A 16,347-nucleotide genomic window follows, 5' to 3' on the forward strand; every position below is an offset into this window, starting at 1 on the left:
CATTACTTCACGTCTTTAAAGAATTCGCGTTTCAAGAACCACGCAAAAATTGTAAAGACTAATAGGAACCCGAAGACATACCAACCCATACGACGCTGCTCAAGCAACATCGGTTCGCCGGTATATACCAAGAAACTGGTTAAATCGAGCATAGCTTGATCGTACTCAGACGGACTTAACATTCCGCTGCCGTCAGATTTTATTCCAACGTAAACGTCTTTCATCTCGCCGTCGATCATTCGTTTTTCGGTAGTCTTACGTGGGATACCCTGCAATTCTTCCAAAACATGAGGCATACCCACGTTTGGGAAAACTGCATTGTTCACACCAAATGGACGAGATTCATCCACATAAAATGAACGCAAATAAGTGTAAATCCAATCAGCACCACGCACTCGGGAAACCAGGGTCAAATCAGGTGCAGCAGTACCAAACCAGTTACCTGCCGATTCCGCCGGCATCGCATTAGTGATCAGGTCACCGATCTTCTCACCAGTAAACTGAAGGTTCGCTTGACCAATATCTTCCGGAATACCTAAGTCTTCAAAAGTGCGGTTATAGCGTTGATACTCCATAGAGTGACAACCAAGGCAATAGTTCATAAACAATTGCGCGCCACGCTGTAACGAGGCTTTGTTGTGCAAATCAACTTTAGCTTCATCAAGTGGTACCGTTGGGTCAGCAGCAAAGCTTGCTACTGACCATAGGGTTGCGGCTACCAGCAGAGTCGTTTTAAGAAACTGTTTCATCACTTAGTAATCCTCTCTGGAACTGGCTTCGTGTTTTCATTCTTACTGTAGAAGAACAGTAAAATAAAGAACGCAAAGTACAAGAAGGTGAAGACTCGGGCAAAGAAGGTATACACCTCCGTTGCTGGTTTCAGACCCAAGTAGCCCAGTGCCACAAAACTAATCACGAACACCGTCAGATTAAGCTTGTGGAAGCCGCTACGATAACGGATTGAACGCACTTTCGCCCGGTCAAGCCACGGTAATACGAACAGCGCAGCAATCGAACCGAACATCAAAATGACCCCAAGCAGCTTCTCTGGTACCGCCCGTAATATTGCGTAAAACGGCGTGAAGTACCAAACCGGTGCAATATGATCAGGGGTTTTCAACGAATTCGCTGGCTCAAAGTTTGGTGGCTCAAGGAACAAGCCGCCCATAGCTGGCGCGAAGAAGATCACGTAGCAGAAGAAGAACAAGAAAATACCAATACCAACCAGATCTTTCACCACATAATAAGGGAAGAATGGGAAAGCATCGACAATGTCGTATTTCTTGGTAAACCGCTCATGGAATTTGAATTTCGGCTTCTCTTCATCAGGTACCGAGCCCTTAGGCTTCTTGATGTTGATACCTTCTGGATTGTTTGAGCCGACTTCGTGCAGTGCAACAATGTGCAAGAACACCAAGATAACCAAAACCAGCGGCAAAGCAATGACATGCAAAGCAAAGAAACGGTTCAATGTCGCGCCCGAGATGACGTAGTCACCACGAATCCAAAGCGTCAAGTCGTCACCGATAATCGGAATCGCACCAAATAACGAGATAATAACCTGCGCACCCCAGTAGGACATTTGTCCCCATGGCAGCAGGTAACCCATAAAGGCTTCTGCCATCAATACCAGGAAGATCAACATACCAAAGACCCACAGCAGTTCGCGTGGCTTCTGGTACGAGCCATACATCATGCCGCGAAGCATGTGCAGGTAGACCACAACAAAGAATGCTGAGGCCCCCGTAGAGTGCATATAACGTAATAACCAACCGTAGTCGATATCACGCATGATGAACTCAACCGAAGCGAACGCCCCCTCCGCAGAAGGCACGTAGTTCATCGTCAACCAAATTCCAGTCAGGATTTGGTTAACCAATACCAACATGGCGAGCACGCCAAACAAGTACCAAAAGTTAAAGTTTTTCGGAGCCGGATATTGCGCAAGGTGGATGTTCCACGTCTTGGTCATCGGAATACGTTCGTCAATCCATGCGATAAACTTATTCATCAGGCTTGCTCCCCGTCTTCGCCTATCAAGATGGTGTTTTCATTCATGTAGTAATGCGGAGGCACAACCAAATTGTAAGGTGCAGGTACACCTTCGAAAACACGGCCAGCGATATCGAACTTTGACCCATGACATGGACAGAAGAAACCGGCATTCACACCTTCAACTTGCGCAGCGAAATCGTCCTGCAAGTACTGCGGTGAACATCCCAAGTGAGTACAAATACCTACTGCCACGAAAAACTCTTCTTTACGTGAGCGATACAGATTTGCTGCATACTCAGGCTGTTGAGGCTCTTCTGAATTAGGGTCACGAAGTTGATCTGCCAAGCCTTCAAGGCTCGCCAACATTTCCGGCGTCCGACGCACCACCCACACAGGCTGACCACGCCATTCCACGCGAACCAATTGGCCCGGCTCGGCTTTTCCGATGTTCACTTCCACAGGGGCACCCGCGTTTTTAGCTTTCGCACTCGGGTTCCAAGACGCTATGAAAGGAACAGCAACACCCACCGCGCCTGCTGCACCAACCACAGAGGTTGCGACAGTCAGAAAACGACGGCGGCCTTTATCTACAGGCGCATTGCTCATCCACTTACTCTCCAGTTTGGACGCTTCACGGGACATTGCCGTGAAGTCAGTAATTAGCTGCTGCTTTAGATCCACCTACACCGACCGGCACAGGGGAACGGCAAAAAAATGCTTTCAGATGATAAAGAAATACCCTGATTTTTACAAGGATAAACACAAAAAACCCGGCACAAAGGCCGGGTTTTGTATTTCTGTAACGTACAGCTTCGTGAACGATAGATTAACGCTTCGAGAACTGTGGACGTTTACGTGCTTTGTGCAAGCCAACTTTCTTACGTTCAACCTCACGTGCGTCACGAGTTACATAACCCGCACGACGTAAGTCGCCACGTAGAGTTTCGTCATATTGCATAAGCGCACGAGTGATACCGTGACGCACAGCGCCAGCTTGACCACTTGAACCACCACCAGAAACGGTGATGTATAAGTCGAATTTCTCAACCATGTCGACCAGCTCTAACGGTTGACGAACAACCATTTGTGCCGTTTCACGGCCAAAGTATTCTTCTAAAGTGCGGTTGTTGATGCTGATGTTGCCGCTGCCCGGACGCAAGAAAACGCGTGCAGTTGAGCTTTTGCGACGACCAGTACCGTAGTATTGATTCTGTGCCATTGTCTTAGTGCTCCGTCTTAAATTTCAAGTTGTTTAGGCTGTTGAGCAACATGGTTGTGCTCAGTGCCTGCATATACTTTCAGTTTACGGAACATGGCACGACCTAGTGGACCACGAGGCAACATACCCTTCACCGCTTTCTGAATGACCATTTCTGGTGCCTTGGCGATCAACTTCTCGAAGCTGATTTCCTTGATACCACCTGGATACCCAGAGTGTGAATAATAGATTTTGTTCTGTGCCTTACGGCCAGTAACCGCCACTTTCTCAGCGTTAACGATGATGATGTAATCACCAGTGTCGACGTGAGGCGTGTACTCAGGCTTATGTTTACCGCGTAAACGGCGGGCGACTTCAGTCGCCAAACGACCTAAAGTTTTACCTTCGGCGTCAATAATATACCAGTCACGTTGTACAGTTTCTGGTTTTGCAACAAATGTCTTCATTGAAACATACTCTTAATTAAAGGTTCACGACAGTAGTTCCGGGCTTCCCCGCGAACCACAACAACCGTTGTGGCATCGCCACTCACTGGTTAGTTGTACCTGTAACGTGGGCTGCGCGGATTATAGGGAAAACCAACCAGAAAAACAAGAGTGATGTTGGCTATTTGCTGTTCGATGTTCGTTAAAGGCGCTTTGCTTTTTGTTCTTTCAACTAACATCAAACAGCTAATAGCGAATAACGCTTTTGCTTTCTAAGGTTTGTGCGCTTGCGCGAGATAGTCGTGGCTTTGCATTTCTTGCAGTCGTGAAATACAACGGCGGAACTCAAACTCTAGCCTACCCTCAGCATAAATATTTTCTAATGGAACCGCAGCAGATAAAATTAATTTTACCCGGCGTTCGTAGAATTCATCAACCAGGGCTATGAATCTGCGAGCGGCGTCGTCTTTATTTGCGTCTAATTGCGGCACATTGCTGACGAGTACGGCGTGATACAGATGCGCCAGCTCAATATAATCGTTTTGCGAGCGTGGGCCACCACAAATAGCCTCGAACTCAAACAACACTACATCATCGCACTCGAGACGAACCGGGATATCACGACCATTAATTCGAATTGTGCCATCAGTGTTGCGGCTGCAATGGTCTGGAGCAAGCTCGGTGAAGTAGCGTTGTAGGTTAGCGTCTGCCTCATCATCCAGCGGCGCATGGTAAATTTCTGCTTTGCTCAAGGTGCGGAGGCGATAATCAATGCCGCTATCAACGTTGATCACTTCACAGTGCTTATTGATTAAAGCGATCGCTGGAAGAAAACGTTGGCGTTGCAGACCATTACGATAAAGCTCATCCGGCACAATATTCGATGTCGCTACCAGCACCACTCCGCGACTGAAGAGTTCTTGCATTAAGGTGCCAAGAATCATGGCGTCGGTGATGTCTTGCACGAAAAACTCATCAAAACAAATCACCTGAGTCTCACTCGCCAGTTTGTCTGCGATAATCGGCAACGGATCACTCTGCCCTTTGAGTTGTTTTAACTCTTTGTGGACGCGATGCATAAACCGGTGGAAATGTACGCGTAACTTTTCCTCAAACGGTAAAGTTTCGTAAAAAGTATCCACCAGATAGGTTTTGCCACGCCCTACGCCACCCCAAAAATAGAGCCCTTTGGGAGCCGGTTTGGTGGCGCCGAAAAGGCTTTTAAGCTTGTAAAGAAAACTACCCTTCGGCTGCGCACGATAACTGACTAAATCGTCATATAACCGCTGCAACGCTTCAACGGCGCGGCGTTGCGCCGCGTCAGGACTGAATCCTCCACTCGCTATATCGGCTTCGTATTTACTTAATGGGGTGATGTTTTGCGTTGTCACTACCACTTCGACCCTATTCTGCATTATGCTATGGGGTACTAGTTTATCATGCGAATTGTGTTTTTAAGGAGTTTTTATGGATGCAATCATTGGCATTCTGTTAGTGCTAGCAGGAGCTGTTTTCGGTTTTTTTGTAGCCTGGTACTGGCTCAAAGAACACTCTGACGAGGCGCGGTTAACTGCAGAAGTACAACAAAGCCGCGAGCAGTTAGCGGCTTATCAGCAAGAAGTTGCAGAACACTTTTCCACTGCCAGCGCGCTCGTTGAGCAACTCGAAGAGACTCAAGACAAGCTTAAAGCTTATTTGCAGCACAGTTCAGAATTGCTGCAACAGGAACAAACACAGCCAAGTTTGCCGTTCTTCGCTGAAGACACCATGCGCCAACTGCGTATGGCTAGCAAGTTACAGAACGATAGTCGTCAGGCCAAGAAGGAAGCAGCGGAACAACCTCCTCAAGACTATTCAGACAAGAAGAGTGGACTTTTTTCGTCGTCAAAACAAAAAACATCTTGAAACATCTCTAAGCTGAACTTATTTCCATAGGGTCGGTCTTTACTTGCACGCAACGTTGTGTTGAATAAAGTCGTGTTGAATAATGGAGTCTGAACCCTATGAGAATGAAACTCTTTGCAGTTATTACCCTGACAAGTCTATTGGCACTGAGTCCCGCTCAGGCGAATATTCCTTTTTTTAGTGACAAGGATGAAACGCCAACATTGGCGCCTATGCTGGAAGAAGTTACTCCTGCAGTCGTCAACATATCAGTGAAAGGCAGTCGCGAAGTTCGGCAGCGTGTTCCCGATATGTTCCGTTTTTTCTTTGGCCCAAATAGTCCACGGGAGCAAGTACAAGAGCGGCCATTCCGCGGCTTGGGTTCAGGTGTGATTATTGATGCAGACAAAGGTTACGTGGTAACTAATAATCATGTTATCGACGGCGCTTCGGAAATTTTGGTTACCTTAAAAGATGGCACCCAATTTGATGCTGAAGTTATAGGTACCGACGCCAACTCTGATATTGCTCTCCTAAAGATTAAAGATGGTGAAGATCTTACCGAAATCGAGATTGGTAGTTCGGCAGATCTGCGTGTCGGTGACTTTGTAGTGGCCATTGGTAACCCCTTCGGCCTTGGCCAGACTGTTACCTCAGGTATTGTTAGTGCGCTAGGCCGCAGTGGTTTGGGTATCGAAGAAATCGAAAACTTTATTCAAACTGACGCCGCGATAAACAGCGGTAACTCTGGTGGTGCTCTGGTAACGCTGAACGGCAAGCTGATCGGTATCAATACCGCTATTTTAGGTCCTAACGGCGGCAACATTGGTATCGGTTTTGCCATTCCTTCAGACATGATGTTAGCACTCGTCCAGCAACTGATTGAATTCGGTGAAGTGCGCCGCGGTGTGTTAGGTGTTCGCGGCAATGACCTGACTGCAGATATTGCCGAAGCCTTGAACTTAAAAGCCAAACAAGGTGCTTTTATTGCCGAAGTTCTGCCTGACAGTGCAGCCGACCAAGCAGGTTTGCAGTCGGGCGACGTGATCGTTGCGGTCGACGGAGAGAAAGTTAAAAGCTTCTCAGACCTGAGTGCTCGGGTAAAAACCATGGGAGTTGGCAAACCTATCGAGTTAACTGTGTTACGCGACGGTGATGAACGTAATTTTGCTGTCACCTTGAGCGCTGAGGAAACGGCAGTTGTGGCAGCTAACTTGCACCCTGCCCTGGAAGGCGCAACCTTAGCGGCAAACGACGGCGGTGGCGTGCTGATTACTGACCTCGTCGAGGGATCAATGGCCGCGCGTTACGGGCTGCGTAAAGATGACGTTATCATGGCAGTTAACCGTCAATCCGTAGCATCGGTGAGTGAATTAAGAACTGCTCTGGACAGCGCGCGCGGAGTTGTAGCACTGAATATTCGCCGCGGTAATTCATCCTTGTATCTTGTTTTACGTGGTGGTTAACCCCATATATCTTCTAGACCAAATGAGTTACACAGCGCACGTTCTAAAGGCAGCTTAACAAAGCTGCCTTCTTTTTTTCAGAAGTGGTATGCTTATTCACTAACTCCTGATCAACTCTGCTCAACACATTAATGGAAGAAAAATGACGCGATCGACCCAGCCCAAAAATTGGTTTAGTTATCTCTTACGCTCAATTCTACTTGGCTTGGTGGTTGCGGCATTGGTCATTTGGTTGCAGCCGTTGTTGAAGAACTGGCAGCTTGCTCCGCAGCAAAGCAATCAACCGATGAGCTTTGCAAAAGCAGTTAACCGGGCTGCACCTGCGGTCGTTAATATTTATAGTCTAAGTGAAACTCGTGGCTCATATTATAGCCGCCGTCCGAGTACAGTTTTGCGCTTAGGTTCAGGCGTGATTATGGACAACGTTGGACATATCTTAACCGCAGCGCATGTCGTAGCGAACGTCAGCTCCATCGAGATCGCGTTGCAAGACGGCCGCCGTACCAGTGCGCAAGTGATCGGGGTCGACCCCATCACCGATCTTGCGGTGTTGCGTATTGAACTCGATAACCTTCCCGTCATTCCTCAGGACAATCAGCTTCGTTCAAATGTCGGAGATGTAGTGCTGGCAATTGGCAACCCACTTAATCTTGGGCAAACCATTACCCAGGGTATTGTGAGTGCATCTGGCGGGCGCATGGGCGTGATCAATAGTCATGCCGATCTGATGCAAATGGATGCTGTCATTAATGAAGGGGCTTCTGGTGGCGCTTTGGTCAATAGCGAGGGATACTTGGTCGGTATCAACAACGCACAGTTCCGCGGCCCAGCGGGGCAAGGTGTCGAAGGTATCTATTTCGCAGTACCTTATTCGTTGGCACGCAGCATTATGAAAACGCTGATTGAAGAAGGTGAGGTGGTACGAGGTTATTTGGGCATCAATACCGGCGACACTCCTGCCGCTCAGGTATACCAACAACCTGGAATTTTCATTACCGGTGTTGACCCCAACAGCCCAGCAGACCGCGCAGGGCTTAAACCAGAGGATTACATTGTTGAAATCGCTGGCCAGCAGATTTCATCTGCGGCAGACGGGTTAGCCTTGATATCAACTACGACTCCTGAAACGGAGCTTGAGATTCGCTATTTCCGTGGTAATGATGAGCTCACTACCACGGTGACCATAGCGAAATTACGTTACTAATCCTGACGTTCGATCTGTGCACCCAGCGCAGATAATTTCTTCTCGATGGTCTCGTAACCGCGATCAATATGGTAAATGCGTTGCACCGTGGTTTCACCACTAGCAACTAATCCAGCAATAACCAGCGAGGCGGAAGCACGAAGATCGGTACACATCACCTGTGCTCCAGCCAAACGGTCAGTGCCCTTACAGATAGCAGTGTTACCTTCCAACTCGATTTGCGCACCCATACGCTGCAATTCAGGCACATGCATAAAGCGATTTTCAAAAATAGTTTCACGCACCCAACCGGTACCTTCTGCAATCGCGTTGAGTGTACAAAACTGTGCCTGCATATCGGTTGGAAATGCTGGGTGTGGCGCTGTGATCACGTTCACTGAGCGAGGCCGTGACGGCGCTTGCAAGCGTATCCAGTCATCACCCTTGGTGATAGTGGCGCCAGCTTCAGTTAATTTCTTCAATACTGCATCCAGCATTCTTGGATCAGTGTTGCGGCATGTAACATCACCGCCAGTAACTAAAGCTGCGACCAAAAAGGTGCCCGTTTCGATACGATCCGGCTGTACTGAGTAGCTACCACCATGCAATTTTTCAACCCCATGAATCTCGATGGTATCGCTGCCTGCACCACGTACATCAGCACCTAGCGTATTCAGAAAGTTTGCCAGGTCGACAACTTCTGGCTCGCGCGCAGCATTTTCAATGGTGGTCACGCCATCAGCTAAGGTTGCTGCCATCATCAAGTTTTCTGTGCCGGTAACACTTACCGTGTCGAGCAAGATAGCAGCACCTTGCAGACGCCCCTCGACTTGGGCATTTATGTAACCATTTTCGACGCTAATCTCGGCGCCCATTTGGCGTAAGCCTTCGATGTGCAAATTAACTGGGCGTGCACCTATGGCACAGCCGCCGGGCAAGGACACTTGAGCTTTGCCTTGCCGTGCTAACAGTGGACCTAAAACCAGAATAGACGCGCGCATGGTTTTCACAAGCTCATAGCTAGCGATGTGATGAGCGATGGTTTGGGGATGAATTCGGTAACTGTTGGCGTCCAACGCGTCACTGCTGATGCCCAAATCTGCCAATAGTTTTAGCGAAGTTTGCACATCTTGTAGGGCTGGAACATTATGAATTTCAACATCATCTGTAGCCAACAAACTCGCCATTAGTATTGGCAGAGCTGCGTTTTTAGCACCAGATATCCGTACTTCACCGTGTAGCGCTGGGCCACCTTTAATTACAAATTTTTGCATCGCTCGCGACTCGCTCTAACTCAGCATTGCGAGTTTTTTCTCGCGCTGCCATTCAGTTGGGGTATAAGTTTTAATTGAAACAGCATGTAGCTCACCGCTAGCAATGATTTCTCTCAGCGGTGCGTACACGAGCTGCTGCTTCTTGACCCTGCTTAAATCAGCGAATTCTTCACTGACGGCAGTAATCGAAGCTTGGCTACCATCAACTTTAACAATGAGTTCTTCTAACACCAGAGCAGCTTGGATAAGTTCTTTAATCGTATCAATTGTCATTAAACTAAATTCTTGTTGGGTTGATTTACCATTTAAACATGCGTTAACAACGAGGCGCCACCGCTAACTTCTGCGATTGCGTCAAACTGTTGACTCGGATGACTAATAACAAGTTCACATCGGTGTTGCATTAAATATTTTTTCAGCTGCAACAGCATTGCCACACCTGCAGAGTCAACATGGTCAACCGCAGCTAAGTCTACCGTCAATTTACCTTGATCTTTGTCAAGCCAGTCATCGCGTTGGCGCCAGGCCCGTGCCACGGTTGCCCGAGTCAGCTCACCGCTGAAGGTTAACCGTTGGTCAGCTAATTCCCAACTTAATTCCGCAAACATAAGCTTAACTATTACCGTTGTTGTAGGGCTGAATGGGTTCTTGGCCTTTTTCACGTAACAACTCGATAGTGCCATTTATACCGCTACTGCGAATCACAGAAGAAATCTCGGCCGCTTTACTGTTCAGTAAGCTGACACCTTCAACCACTAAGTCGTATGCTTTCCAGATTTTTTGATCTTCATCGTAGCGCATCTTGAAATCGAGACGAATGGGTGGACGCCCTGATTCCATCAAGCGTGTCTTCACTTCCACCATGCGATCGTCTGGTGCCAACTCACGAGCTCGTTCAAATTCGAACTCGTGTTTTTTTTCATCATATTGAGTAAATGCGCGACCATAAGTTGCGATCAAATACTCACGAAATACCGCGTAAAATTCTTGCCGTTGTGCTTCGCTAGTGTCTTTCAGGTTTCGTCCCAATACACGTTTAGCGGCATAGGTAGAATCCACATAAGGCATCAACTCTTCACGAATAATCACGCGTAAATAATCGATATCCTCATTGATCTTTGGACGATCGTTTTCAATTCGTTTCGCCGTTTTATTCGCCACTTGCTCAAGTAACTCATAAGGGTTTCCAGTACGAACTACATCAGAGTTCGCCACAGCTGTTCCAGAGACCACCAACAGCGCTGTCATCAAGAATGCATACCAGGTTTTCATCACTACTCCTTAATCATTACCTTGGCTAAATAAGAACTGTCCGATCAAATCTTCTAACACCAAAGCAGATTTTGTGTCTTGAATGTAATCGCCGTCCTCTAACATCTCTACAGTGTCATCAATGAATCCAGGGCTTAGCCCTAAGTATTGTTCACCAAGCAGGCCCGAAGTTAATATTGAGACCGATGATGTGTTAGAAAATTCATCGTATTGTGCACTAATTGTCATCTCAACCAGCGGTTCGTAATAATCACCATCAAGTGTGATGCGACTAACGCGTCCGACCACGACACCACCAACTTTTATTGGTGAGCGTTCTTTTAAGCCGCCAATATTGTCAAATTTCGCGTAGAGCTTGTAGGTTTCGCCACTACCGCCGATGGTGGTATTGGCCGCACGCAAGCCTAAAAACAGTAGTGCGAGAACACCAATAATGACAAAAAAACCAACAGCTAACTGTGTATTTCTTGATTCCATAATCTGTTACCCAAACATCAGTGCGGTGAGAACAAAATCTAACCCCAAAACAGCCAACGAAGCTGTCACCACGGTCGATGTCGTTGCCCGACTAATCCCGACCGAGGTTGGAGTACAGTGAAAACCTTTGTGCAGTGCAATCCAAGTCACTGCAAAGGCGAAAACTAAACTTTTGATAATGCCATTGAGGATATCTTGTCCCCACTCGACATTCGATTGCATCACTGACCAAAAGGCGCCTTCATCAACCCCCAGCCAACGCACGCCGACTAGGTAGCCACCATAAATACCAACTGCAGAAAAAATAACAGCTAACAGCGGCATGCTATAAAACCCAGCCCAAAAACGTGGTGAAATAACCCGACGTAATGGGTCGACTGCCATCATTTCCAGGCTCGAAAGTTGTTCCGTCGCTTTCATCAGACCAATTTCTGCTGTCAGTGCTGAGCCCGCTCGACCAGCGAACAATAACCCCGTAACTACCGGGCCTAACTCGCGCAATAGCGATAACGCCACCATAGGGCCGAGGCTTTGTTCTGCACCAAAGTCCACCAAAATAGTATAGCCTTGCAGACCAAGAACCATTCCAATGAACAGACCACTAACAATAATAATAACCAGGGAGAGCACACCGACGGAGTACATCTGCTGCATCAGCAGCGGCCAGGATTTGCGTAGTTGTGGTTTGCCAATTAGCGCACGCAACAGCATTACCAAGGCTTGACCGGCACCGGCAATACTGTCGAGAACAGATTTCCCAAGCGCTGCGACTTTATCAAGCATTGCCATTCCCCTTTTGCTCCGCTGACTCAAGCTCTTCACCTAAAATATCTTCAGCAAAACTTTTAGCACGATAGTGAAACGGTACTGGTCCGTCAGCTTCACCGGATAAAAATTGTTGTACCAGGGCATCGTCGGAGGCCTTTAACTCATCTGGTGTACCTTGCGCTACGACTTTCTTATCGGCGATAATCACCACCTTATCGGCGATAGTTAAAACTTCCGCGACATCATGGGTAACCACCACACTGGTAATACCTAGCGAGGTGTTCAACGATTTGATGAGTTTGACGATAACGCCCATCGAGATGGGATCCTGCCCGGCAAACGGTTCATCATACATAATCAGTTCGGGATCCAGTGCGATCGCCCTGGCAAGTGCAGCACGACGGGCCATACCACCTGATAATTCCGCCGGCATTAAATCGCGCGCGCCGCGCAAACCAACCGCTTCAAGTTTCATCAGCACGATGGTTTTAATAATTTCTTCCGGTAGGTCACTGTGCTCGCGTATTGGAAACGCAATATTTTCGTATACCGACATATCGGTAAACAAAGCACCGCTTTGAAACAACATACTCATTCGTTTGCGTTGCTCGTACAGTGCACTGCGGGAGAGCCGCGGAATATCGTGCCCGGCAAAGGTTATACTGCCGCGCTGCGGTTTAAGTTGCCCACCTATGAGCCGTAATAGTGTCGTTTTACCGATACCGCTGGGGCCCATCACAGCTGTGATCTTGCCACGCGGGATCCGCATTTCCAGGCCCTTATAGACCTTGTGCGCCCCATAGGCATGGGCAAAATCCAGATTTTCAATAACGACGAGGTCGTCGACGTCAGCGCTTGTCATAGCTGGCTCTTCCCTTTTTTACAGATCGCCTAGTTTACCTGAAATCAGGGCTTTTCCCTAGCACCGGGTGGTAAAATTTGTGACAAATCATGAGTTGTCCAGCATTTTACGTCTGCATTTGCAGAATCGATCGGTTATGATTGCACTCATTCATATTTTTCGGCTATTAAAGGTTTGCTATGACTGCTGCCAAAACCGACTCTTTTATCTCTTTAGCCGCAAGTGTACTTGATATTGAAGCGCAAGCGGTGAGCGATTTGAAACGCTTTCTTGATGCCAACTTCAATCAAGCCTGTGAGTACTTACTCGCCTGCAAAGGTCGCGTCATCGTCATCGGGATGGGTAAGTCAGGCCACATCGGCGGCAAAATAGCGGCCACACTTGCCTCCACTGGTACGCCAGCATTTTTCGTTCACCCTGGCGAAGCGAGCCATGGCGATTTGGGAATGATCACCGCAGACGATGTCGTCTTAGCACTATCTAATTCAGGTGAAACTGCCGAGGTGTTGAGTATCGCACCGCTGATTAAACGTCGTGGCGCGCATCTTATCAGTATGACCGGCAACCCGCATTCGACGTTGGCCGATCTTGCCGATGTCCATATTTGTATCGCGGTTAAGCAAGAAGCCTGTCCGCTTGGCTTAGCACCGACCTCATCAACGACTGCAACCCTCGCCATGGGTGACGCTCTTGCCGTTGCCCTGCTACATGCACGCGGTTTTACCGCCGATGATTTCGCAATGTCGCATCCAGGTGGCAGTCTTGGTCGACGCCTGTTACTTCACATTCACGATGTGATGCATAGCGCTGAGCGTATGCCGCTGGTGGCGGAATCGGCAAGTTTAAGCGAAGCGTTGTTAGAAATGTCGCGTAAAGGACTGGGTATGACAGGGGTCACCGATGCCGATGGCAAATTAGTCGGACTTCTTACCGATGGTGACCTAAGACGCGTTCTCGATCAACGAATTGATGTGCATCAAGCCAGTATTGCCCAGGTAATGACCAAAAACCCAATTACCATTCACGCTGACGTGCTCGCCGCAGAAGGTTTAAAACTGATGGAAGACCGCAAGATCAACGGCCTGTTTGTCGTCAATGAGCAAGGCAACCCACTTGGCGCACTTAACATGCACGATCTGTTAAAAGCGGGAGTCATGTAATGGCATTAGCGACCGTCAGTACCTGGTACGGTGATATCAACGAAGCTTTATTTGCCCGTATGAAGGCCATTAAGTTGGTTATCTGCGACGTCGACGGGGTGTTTTCTGATGGCCGCATTTATTTAGGCAATTCCGGTGAAGAGCTAAAAGCTTTTCACACTCGCGACGGCCTCGGTGTGAAAGCCCTGCTCAATAACGGTATTGCCGTCGCGGTTGTCACCGGACGGCAATCAAAGATTGTCGAACAACGTATGCATGCCTTAGGTGTGAGAGATATCTTTCAGGGCAGTACAGAAAAACTAGCGATTTATCATCAGCTCGCCGAAAAGTACCAGCTGGAAAACTCACAAATTGCCAGTATTGGTGATGACATACCCGATGTTGTCATGTTGCAGCACTCCGGCCTTGGAGTTGCACCGCAAGATGCCCACCCTTGGGTGCAACAGCAGGCAGATTACGTCACTAGTATGCGCGGAGGCTTTGGTGCAGTGCGGGAACTTAGCGACCTCATTTTACTAAGCCAGGGGCAATTGCAATTGCAAGGCGGCGTCAGCTTATGAACCGGCAGCTTAGTTGGATATTAGCGATTATTTTTCTGCTCGGTGCGCTGTTAATCTGGCGTCCATTTGAAACGGACGAAACGACAGCGACCGATCCGCAATTTCGTGAAATCCCTCCGGACTTTATTGCTGAAGGCTTAGCCACTCGCGTGTACAATAGCTCAGGGCAGCTCGAACACCGAATTAATGCAACCAAAATGACGCATTACAGTCCAATTGGATTAACTGAACTAGATCAACCCGTGTACCAGGTTCGTACTGACGGCAAACAAGAAACATGGCAGGTAGTGGCCGAGCAAGGTTCGTTTTACGATGATAAAACACTTGTACTCGAGCGTGGTATTGTAATGACCTATTTGTCGTCTGACGATTATCTTGAGCGCGTTGAAACGAGTTATTTAACTATTGATACGTTGGCAGAAACCATGGTGACGGATCAGCCCGTAACTATTTACGGCAAGAATTTCTTAGTGCGCGGTAACGGCATGTTCGCTGACCTTCGCGCCGAAACATTGGAATTGAATGAGCATGTACAAACTATTTTCACGCACAATCCTTAAACAACTGGTCGGTAACAGCCTGTTGTTACTAAGCGTAATAGTGTGGAGCCCGCTGGCTGCCGCACAAGGAAAAGTCGACTTCAAGCAAGATATCATCATTGACTCAGAGCGCGAGTGGTTTGATATCCAGAATAAAATTGCAATATTTGAAGATAATGCAGTGATTACCCAAGGCACGCTGAAAATCACCGCAGATCATTTAGAAGTAGCGCAACAAGGTGAAAACGGCGTGCGAACCTTTACCGCCGAAGGTTCACCAGCAACTTATCAGCAAGAATTAGAAGACGGCGGCCTGATTCAGGCACAAGCACAAATCATTCGTTACGATGAAACAGCCCAACTGCTTACCTTGTTAGGTGAGGTTAAAGTCACCCAAGCCAACAGCGAAATTCAAGGTAACGAAATCGTTTATAATTTCGGCACGCAGCAGATACGAGCCAGCCGTGGCGATGACAAAAGTGACCGTGTCACCACTATTTTTAAGCCCAACAAAAAGAATAACGATGAGCCAATTAATCGCTGAACACCTCGCTAAGTCATACAAAAAACGTCAGGTCGTAAAAGACGTAAGCCTCACGGTTGAGTCCGGTAAAGTTATTGGCTTACTTGGCCCTAACGGTGCGGGGAAAACCACCACGTTTTACATGATCGTTGGCTTAGCTGGGCACGACAAAGGGCGCATCTTACTAGATGACGAAGATATTTCGTTGTTGCCCATGCATGAACGTGCTCGTAGAGGTATCGGCTATTTGCCCCAGGAGTCTTCGATTTTCCGCAAACTTACCGTCCGTGACAATATCATGGCCATTCTGGAGACACGGAAAGAGCTGGATGCCAACGCTCGAGAAGAGAAAGTCGATAGTCTGCTTGAAGAGTTTCACATCGGCCATATCGCCAACAGTCTTGGTATGAGTTTGTCTGGTGGCGAGCGGCGACGCGTAGAAATTGCCCGCGCTTTGGCTGCCGAACCGGCGTTCATTTTGCTAGACGAGCCCTTTGCCGGTGTTGATCCTATTTCTGTAATCGATATTAAAAAAATCATCGAACACCTGCGTAACCGAGGCATTGGGGTTTTGATTACCGATCACAATGTACGCGAAACCCTCTCGGTTTGTGAGCATGCATATATTGTTAGTCATGGGGAGTTGATTGCAGCGGGCGACGCCCATACTATTCTAAGTAACCAACAGGTGAAAGACGTTTACCTCGGCGAGCAGTTCACCCTGTAAGCGCACAACCGCA

21 protein-coding genes are annotated in these 16,347 nt (G+C 48.0%); 8 read left to right on the plus strand and 13 right to left on the minus strand.

Annotated features, from left to right (window positions below; translation table 11 throughout):
• Positions 1–2: 2 nt before the first annotated feature.
• The 6 genes from ACQ5ES_RS06340 to zapE form a co-directional block, all read right to left on the minus strand.
• On the minus strand, positions 3–749 hold the full coding sequence (locus ACQ5ES_RS06340) for a cytochrome c1 (protein ID WP_445015412.1): 747 nt from the start codon (positions 747–749) through the stop codon (positions 3–5).
• Complete coding sequence (locus ACQ5ES_RS06345; protein ID WP_445015090.1) at positions 749–2,011, minus strand: cytochrome b; 1,263 nt, start codon at positions 2,009–2,011, stop codon at positions 749–751. The genes ACQ5ES_RS06340 and ACQ5ES_RS06345 overlap by 1 nt, the downstream gene beginning before the upstream one ends.
• On the minus strand, positions 2,011–2,601 hold the full coding sequence (petA, locus tag ACQ5ES_RS06350; protein ID WP_445015091.1) for a ubiquinol-cytochrome c reductase iron-sulfur subunit: 591 nt from the start codon (positions 2,599–2,601) through the stop codon (positions 2,011–2,013). The genes ACQ5ES_RS06345 and petA overlap by 1 nt, the downstream gene beginning before the upstream one ends.
• Positions 2,602–2,821: 220 nt before the next feature.
• Positions 2,822–3,214 (minus strand): 30S ribosomal protein S9, encoded by a 393-nt coding sequence (rpsI, locus tag ACQ5ES_RS06355; RefSeq protein ID WP_445015092.1) that lies wholly within the window; start codon positions 3,212–3,214, stop codon positions 2,822–2,824.
• A 17-nt stretch (positions 3,215–3,231) separates the two neighbouring features.
• The gene (gene rplM / locus ACQ5ES_RS06360) at positions 3,232–3,660 is read right to left on the minus strand and encodes a 50S ribosomal protein L13 (protein WP_445015093.1); all 429 of its coding nucleotides are present in this window, start codon (positions 3,658–3,660) and stop codon (positions 3,232–3,234) included.
• Between the two features lie 251 nt (positions 3,661–3,911).
• Positions 3,912–5,054 carry a cell division protein ZapE gene (zapE, locus tag ACQ5ES_RS06365; protein ID WP_445015094.1) on the minus strand — a complete coding sequence of 381 codons (1,143 nt, stop codon included), beginning with the start codon at positions 5,052–5,054 and terminating at the stop codon, positions 3,912–3,914.
• A 52-nt stretch (positions 5,055–5,106) separates the two neighbouring features.
• On the opposite strand from zapE, the gene ACQ5ES_RS06370 reads away from it, so the two are divergent.
• The 3 genes from ACQ5ES_RS06370 to ACQ5ES_RS06380 all read left to right on the plus strand — a co-directional run bounded on the left by ACQ5ES_RS06370 (position 5,107) and on the right by ACQ5ES_RS06380 (position 8,193).
• Positions 5,107–5,544 (plus strand): Z-ring associated ZapG family protein, encoded by a 438-nt coding sequence (locus ACQ5ES_RS06370; protein WP_445015095.1) that lies wholly within the window; start codon positions 5,107–5,109, stop codon positions 5,542–5,544.
• Positions 5,545–5,642: 98 nt separating this feature from the next.
• Positions 5,643–6,989, plus strand: coding sequence for a DegQ family serine endoprotease (locus ACQ5ES_RS06375; RefSeq protein ID WP_445015096.1), 1,347 nt, complete (start codon positions 5,643–5,645; stop codon positions 6,987–6,989).
• A 142-nt stretch (positions 6,990–7,131) separates the two neighbouring features.
• The gene (locus tag ACQ5ES_RS06380) at positions 7,132–8,193 is read left to right on the plus strand and encodes a trypsin-like peptidase domain-containing protein (protein ID WP_445015097.1); all 1,062 of its coding nucleotides are present in this window, start codon (positions 7,132–7,134) and stop codon (positions 8,191–8,193) included.
• On the opposite strand, the gene murA is transcribed toward ACQ5ES_RS06380, so the two are convergent.
• From murA to ACQ5ES_RS06415, 7 genes are read right to left on the minus strand one after another with little or no spacing between them, the layout of a single operon-like run.
• Positions 8,190–9,446, minus strand: coding sequence for a UDP-N-acetylglucosamine 1-carboxyvinyltransferase (gene murA / locus ACQ5ES_RS06385; RefSeq protein ID WP_445015098.1), 1,257 nt, complete (start codon positions 9,444–9,446; stop codon positions 8,190–8,192). The genes ACQ5ES_RS06380 and murA overlap by 4 nt on opposite strands.
• 15 nt (positions 9,447–9,461) lie before the next feature.
• Positions 9,462–9,719: a BolA family protein gene (locus ACQ5ES_RS06390; RefSeq protein ID WP_445015099.1), complete on the minus strand. Its 258-nt coding sequence runs from the start codon at positions 9,717–9,719 to the stop codon at positions 9,462–9,464.
• 32 nt (positions 9,720–9,751) lie between these two features.
• Positions 9,752–10,054: an STAS domain-containing protein gene (locus ACQ5ES_RS06395; protein WP_445015100.1), complete on the minus strand. Its 303-nt coding sequence runs from the start codon at positions 10,052–10,054 to the stop codon at positions 9,752–9,754.
• A gap of 4 nt (positions 10,055–10,058) precedes the next feature.
• Positions 10,059–10,718, minus strand: a complete 660-nt coding sequence (locus tag ACQ5ES_RS06400) for an MlaC/ttg2D family ABC transporter substrate-binding protein (protein WP_445015101.1) — start codon at positions 10,716–10,718, stop codon at positions 10,059–10,061.
• A 9-nt stretch (positions 10,719–10,727) separates the two neighbouring features.
• Entirely contained in the window at positions 10,728–11,195 is a 468-nt protein-coding gene (gene mlaD, locus ACQ5ES_RS06405) for an outer membrane lipid asymmetry maintenance protein MlaD (protein ID WP_445015102.1), read from the minus strand.
• Positions 11,196–11,201: 6 nt separating this feature from the next.
• On the minus strand, positions 11,202–11,978 hold the full coding sequence (mlaE, locus tag ACQ5ES_RS06410) for a lipid asymmetry maintenance ABC transporter permease subunit MlaE (RefSeq protein ID WP_445015103.1): 777 nt from the start codon (positions 11,976–11,978) through the stop codon (positions 11,202–11,204).
• Positions 11,971–12,825 (minus strand): ATP-binding cassette domain-containing protein, encoded by an 855-nt coding sequence (locus ACQ5ES_RS06415; protein WP_445015104.1) that lies wholly within the window; start codon positions 12,823–12,825, stop codon positions 11,971–11,973. The genes mlaE and ACQ5ES_RS06415 overlap by 8 nt, the downstream gene beginning before the upstream one ends.
• Positions 12,826–13,004: 179 nt before the next feature.
• Between ACQ5ES_RS06415 and ACQ5ES_RS06420 the strand changes: the two genes are divergently transcribed.
• From ACQ5ES_RS06420 to lptB, 5 genes are read left to right on the plus strand one after another with little or no spacing between them, the layout of a single operon-like run.
• The gene (locus ACQ5ES_RS06420; protein ID WP_445015105.1) at positions 13,005–13,985 is read left to right on the plus strand and encodes a KpsF/GutQ family sugar-phosphate isomerase; all 981 of its coding nucleotides are present in this window, start codon (positions 13,005–13,007) and stop codon (positions 13,983–13,985) included.
• On the plus strand, positions 13,985–14,545 hold the full coding sequence (gene kdsC, locus ACQ5ES_RS06425) for a 3-deoxy-manno-octulosonate-8-phosphatase KdsC (protein WP_445015106.1): 561 nt from the start codon (positions 13,985–13,987) through the stop codon (positions 14,543–14,545). Before ACQ5ES_RS06420 ends, kdsC begins: the two co-directional genes overlap by 1 nt.
• Entirely contained in the window at positions 14,542–15,105 is a 564-nt protein-coding gene (lptC, locus tag ACQ5ES_RS06430) for an LPS export ABC transporter periplasmic protein LptC (protein ID WP_445015107.1), read from the plus strand. The genes kdsC and lptC overlap by 4 nt, the downstream gene beginning before the upstream one ends.
• Positions 15,074–15,628 carry a lipopolysaccharide transport periplasmic protein LptA gene (gene lptA / locus ACQ5ES_RS06435; RefSeq protein ID WP_445015108.1) on the plus strand — a complete coding sequence of 185 codons (555 nt, stop codon included), beginning with the start codon at positions 15,074–15,076 and terminating at the stop codon, positions 15,626–15,628. The genes lptC and lptA overlap by 32 nt, the downstream gene beginning before the upstream one ends.
• Positions 15,609–16,334, plus strand: a complete 726-nt coding sequence (gene lptB, locus ACQ5ES_RS06440) for an LPS export ABC transporter ATP-binding protein (protein WP_445015109.1) — start codon at positions 15,609–15,611, stop codon at positions 16,332–16,334. Before lptA ends, lptB begins: the two co-directional genes overlap by 20 nt.
• The last annotated feature ends 13 nt before the right edge of the window (positions 16,335–16,347 follow it).

Source organism: Pseudidiomarina xizangensis (assembly GCF_052541995.1).

Excerpts from the sequence above, each read along its gene's own strand:
- ACQ5ES_RS06415 (WP_445015104.1), bottom strand. The coding sequence starts at position 12,825 with ATGACAAGCGCTGACGTCGACGACCTCGTCGTTATTGAAAATCTGGAT.
- ACQ5ES_RS06400 (WP_445015101.1), bottom strand. The coding sequence starts at position 10,718 with ATGAAAACCTGGTATGCATTCTTGATGACAGCGCTGTTGGTGGTCTCT.
- ACQ5ES_RS06340 (WP_445015412.1), bottom strand. The coding sequence starts at position 749 with ATGAAACAGTTTCTTAAAACGACTCTGCTGGTAGCCGCAACCCTATGG.
- ACQ5ES_RS06390 (WP_445015099.1), bottom strand. The coding sequence starts at position 9,719 with ATGACAATTGATACGATTAAAGAACTTATCCAAGCTGCTCTGGTGTTA.
- mlaD (WP_445015102.1), bottom strand. The coding sequence starts at position 11,195 with ATGGAATCAAGAAATACACAGTTAGCTGTTGGTTTTTTTGTCATTATT.
- ACQ5ES_RS06380 (WP_445015097.1), top strand. The coding sequence starts at position 7,132 with ATGACGCGATCGACCCAGCCCAAAAATTGGTTTAGTTATCTCTTACGC.
- petA (WP_445015091.1), bottom strand. The coding sequence starts at position 2,601 with ATGAGCAATGCGCCTGTAGATAAAGGCCGCCGTCGTTTTCTGACTGTC.
- ACQ5ES_RS06345 (WP_445015090.1), bottom strand. The coding sequence starts at position 2,011 with ATGAATAAGTTTATCGCATGGATTGACGAACGTATTCCGATGACCAAG.
- ACQ5ES_RS06395 (WP_445015100.1), bottom strand. The coding sequence starts at position 10,054 with ATGTTTGCGGAATTAAGTTGGGAATTAGCTGACCAACGGTTAACCTTC.
- ACQ5ES_RS06420 (WP_445015105.1), top strand. The coding sequence starts at position 13,005 with ATGACTGCTGCCAAAACCGACTCTTTTATCTCTTTAGCCGCAAGTGTA.
- rpsI (WP_445015092.1), bottom strand. The coding sequence starts at position 3,214 with ATGGCACAGAATCAATACTACGGTACTGGTCGTCGCAAAAGCTCAACT.
- murA (WP_445015098.1), bottom strand. The coding sequence starts at position 9,446 with ATGCAAAAATTTGTAATTAAAGGTGGCCCAGCGCTACACGGTGAAGTA.
- ACQ5ES_RS06375 (WP_445015096.1), top strand. The coding sequence starts at position 5,643 with ATGAGAATGAAACTCTTTGCAGTTATTACCCTGACAAGTCTATTGGCA.
- lptC (WP_445015107.1), top strand. The coding sequence starts at position 14,542 with ATGAACCGGCAGCTTAGTTGGATATTAGCGATTATTTTTCTGCTCGGT.
- mlaE (WP_445015103.1), bottom strand. The coding sequence starts at position 11,978 with ATGCTTGATAAAGTCGCAGCGCTTGGGAAATCTGTTCTCGACAGTATT.
- zapE (WP_445015094.1), bottom strand. The coding sequence starts at position 5,054 with ATGCAGAATAGGGTCGAAGTGGTAGTGACAACGCAAAACATCACCCCA.
- rplM (WP_445015093.1), bottom strand. The coding sequence starts at position 3,660 with ATGAAGACATTTGTTGCAAAACCAGAAACTGTACAACGTGACTGGTAT.
- ACQ5ES_RS06370 (WP_445015095.1), top strand. The coding sequence starts at position 5,107 with ATGGATGCAATCATTGGCATTCTGTTAGTGCTAGCAGGAGCTGTTTTC.
- kdsC (WP_445015106.1), top strand. The coding sequence starts at position 13,985 with ATGGCATTAGCGACCGTCAGTACCTGGTACGGTGATATCAACGAAGCT.
- lptA (WP_445015108.1), top strand. The coding sequence starts at position 15,074 with ATGTACAAACTATTTTCACGCACAATCCTTAAACAACTGGTCGGTAAC.
- lptB (WP_445015109.1), top strand. The coding sequence starts at position 15,609 with ATGAGCCAATTAATCGCTGAACACCTCGCTAAGTCATACAAAAAACGT.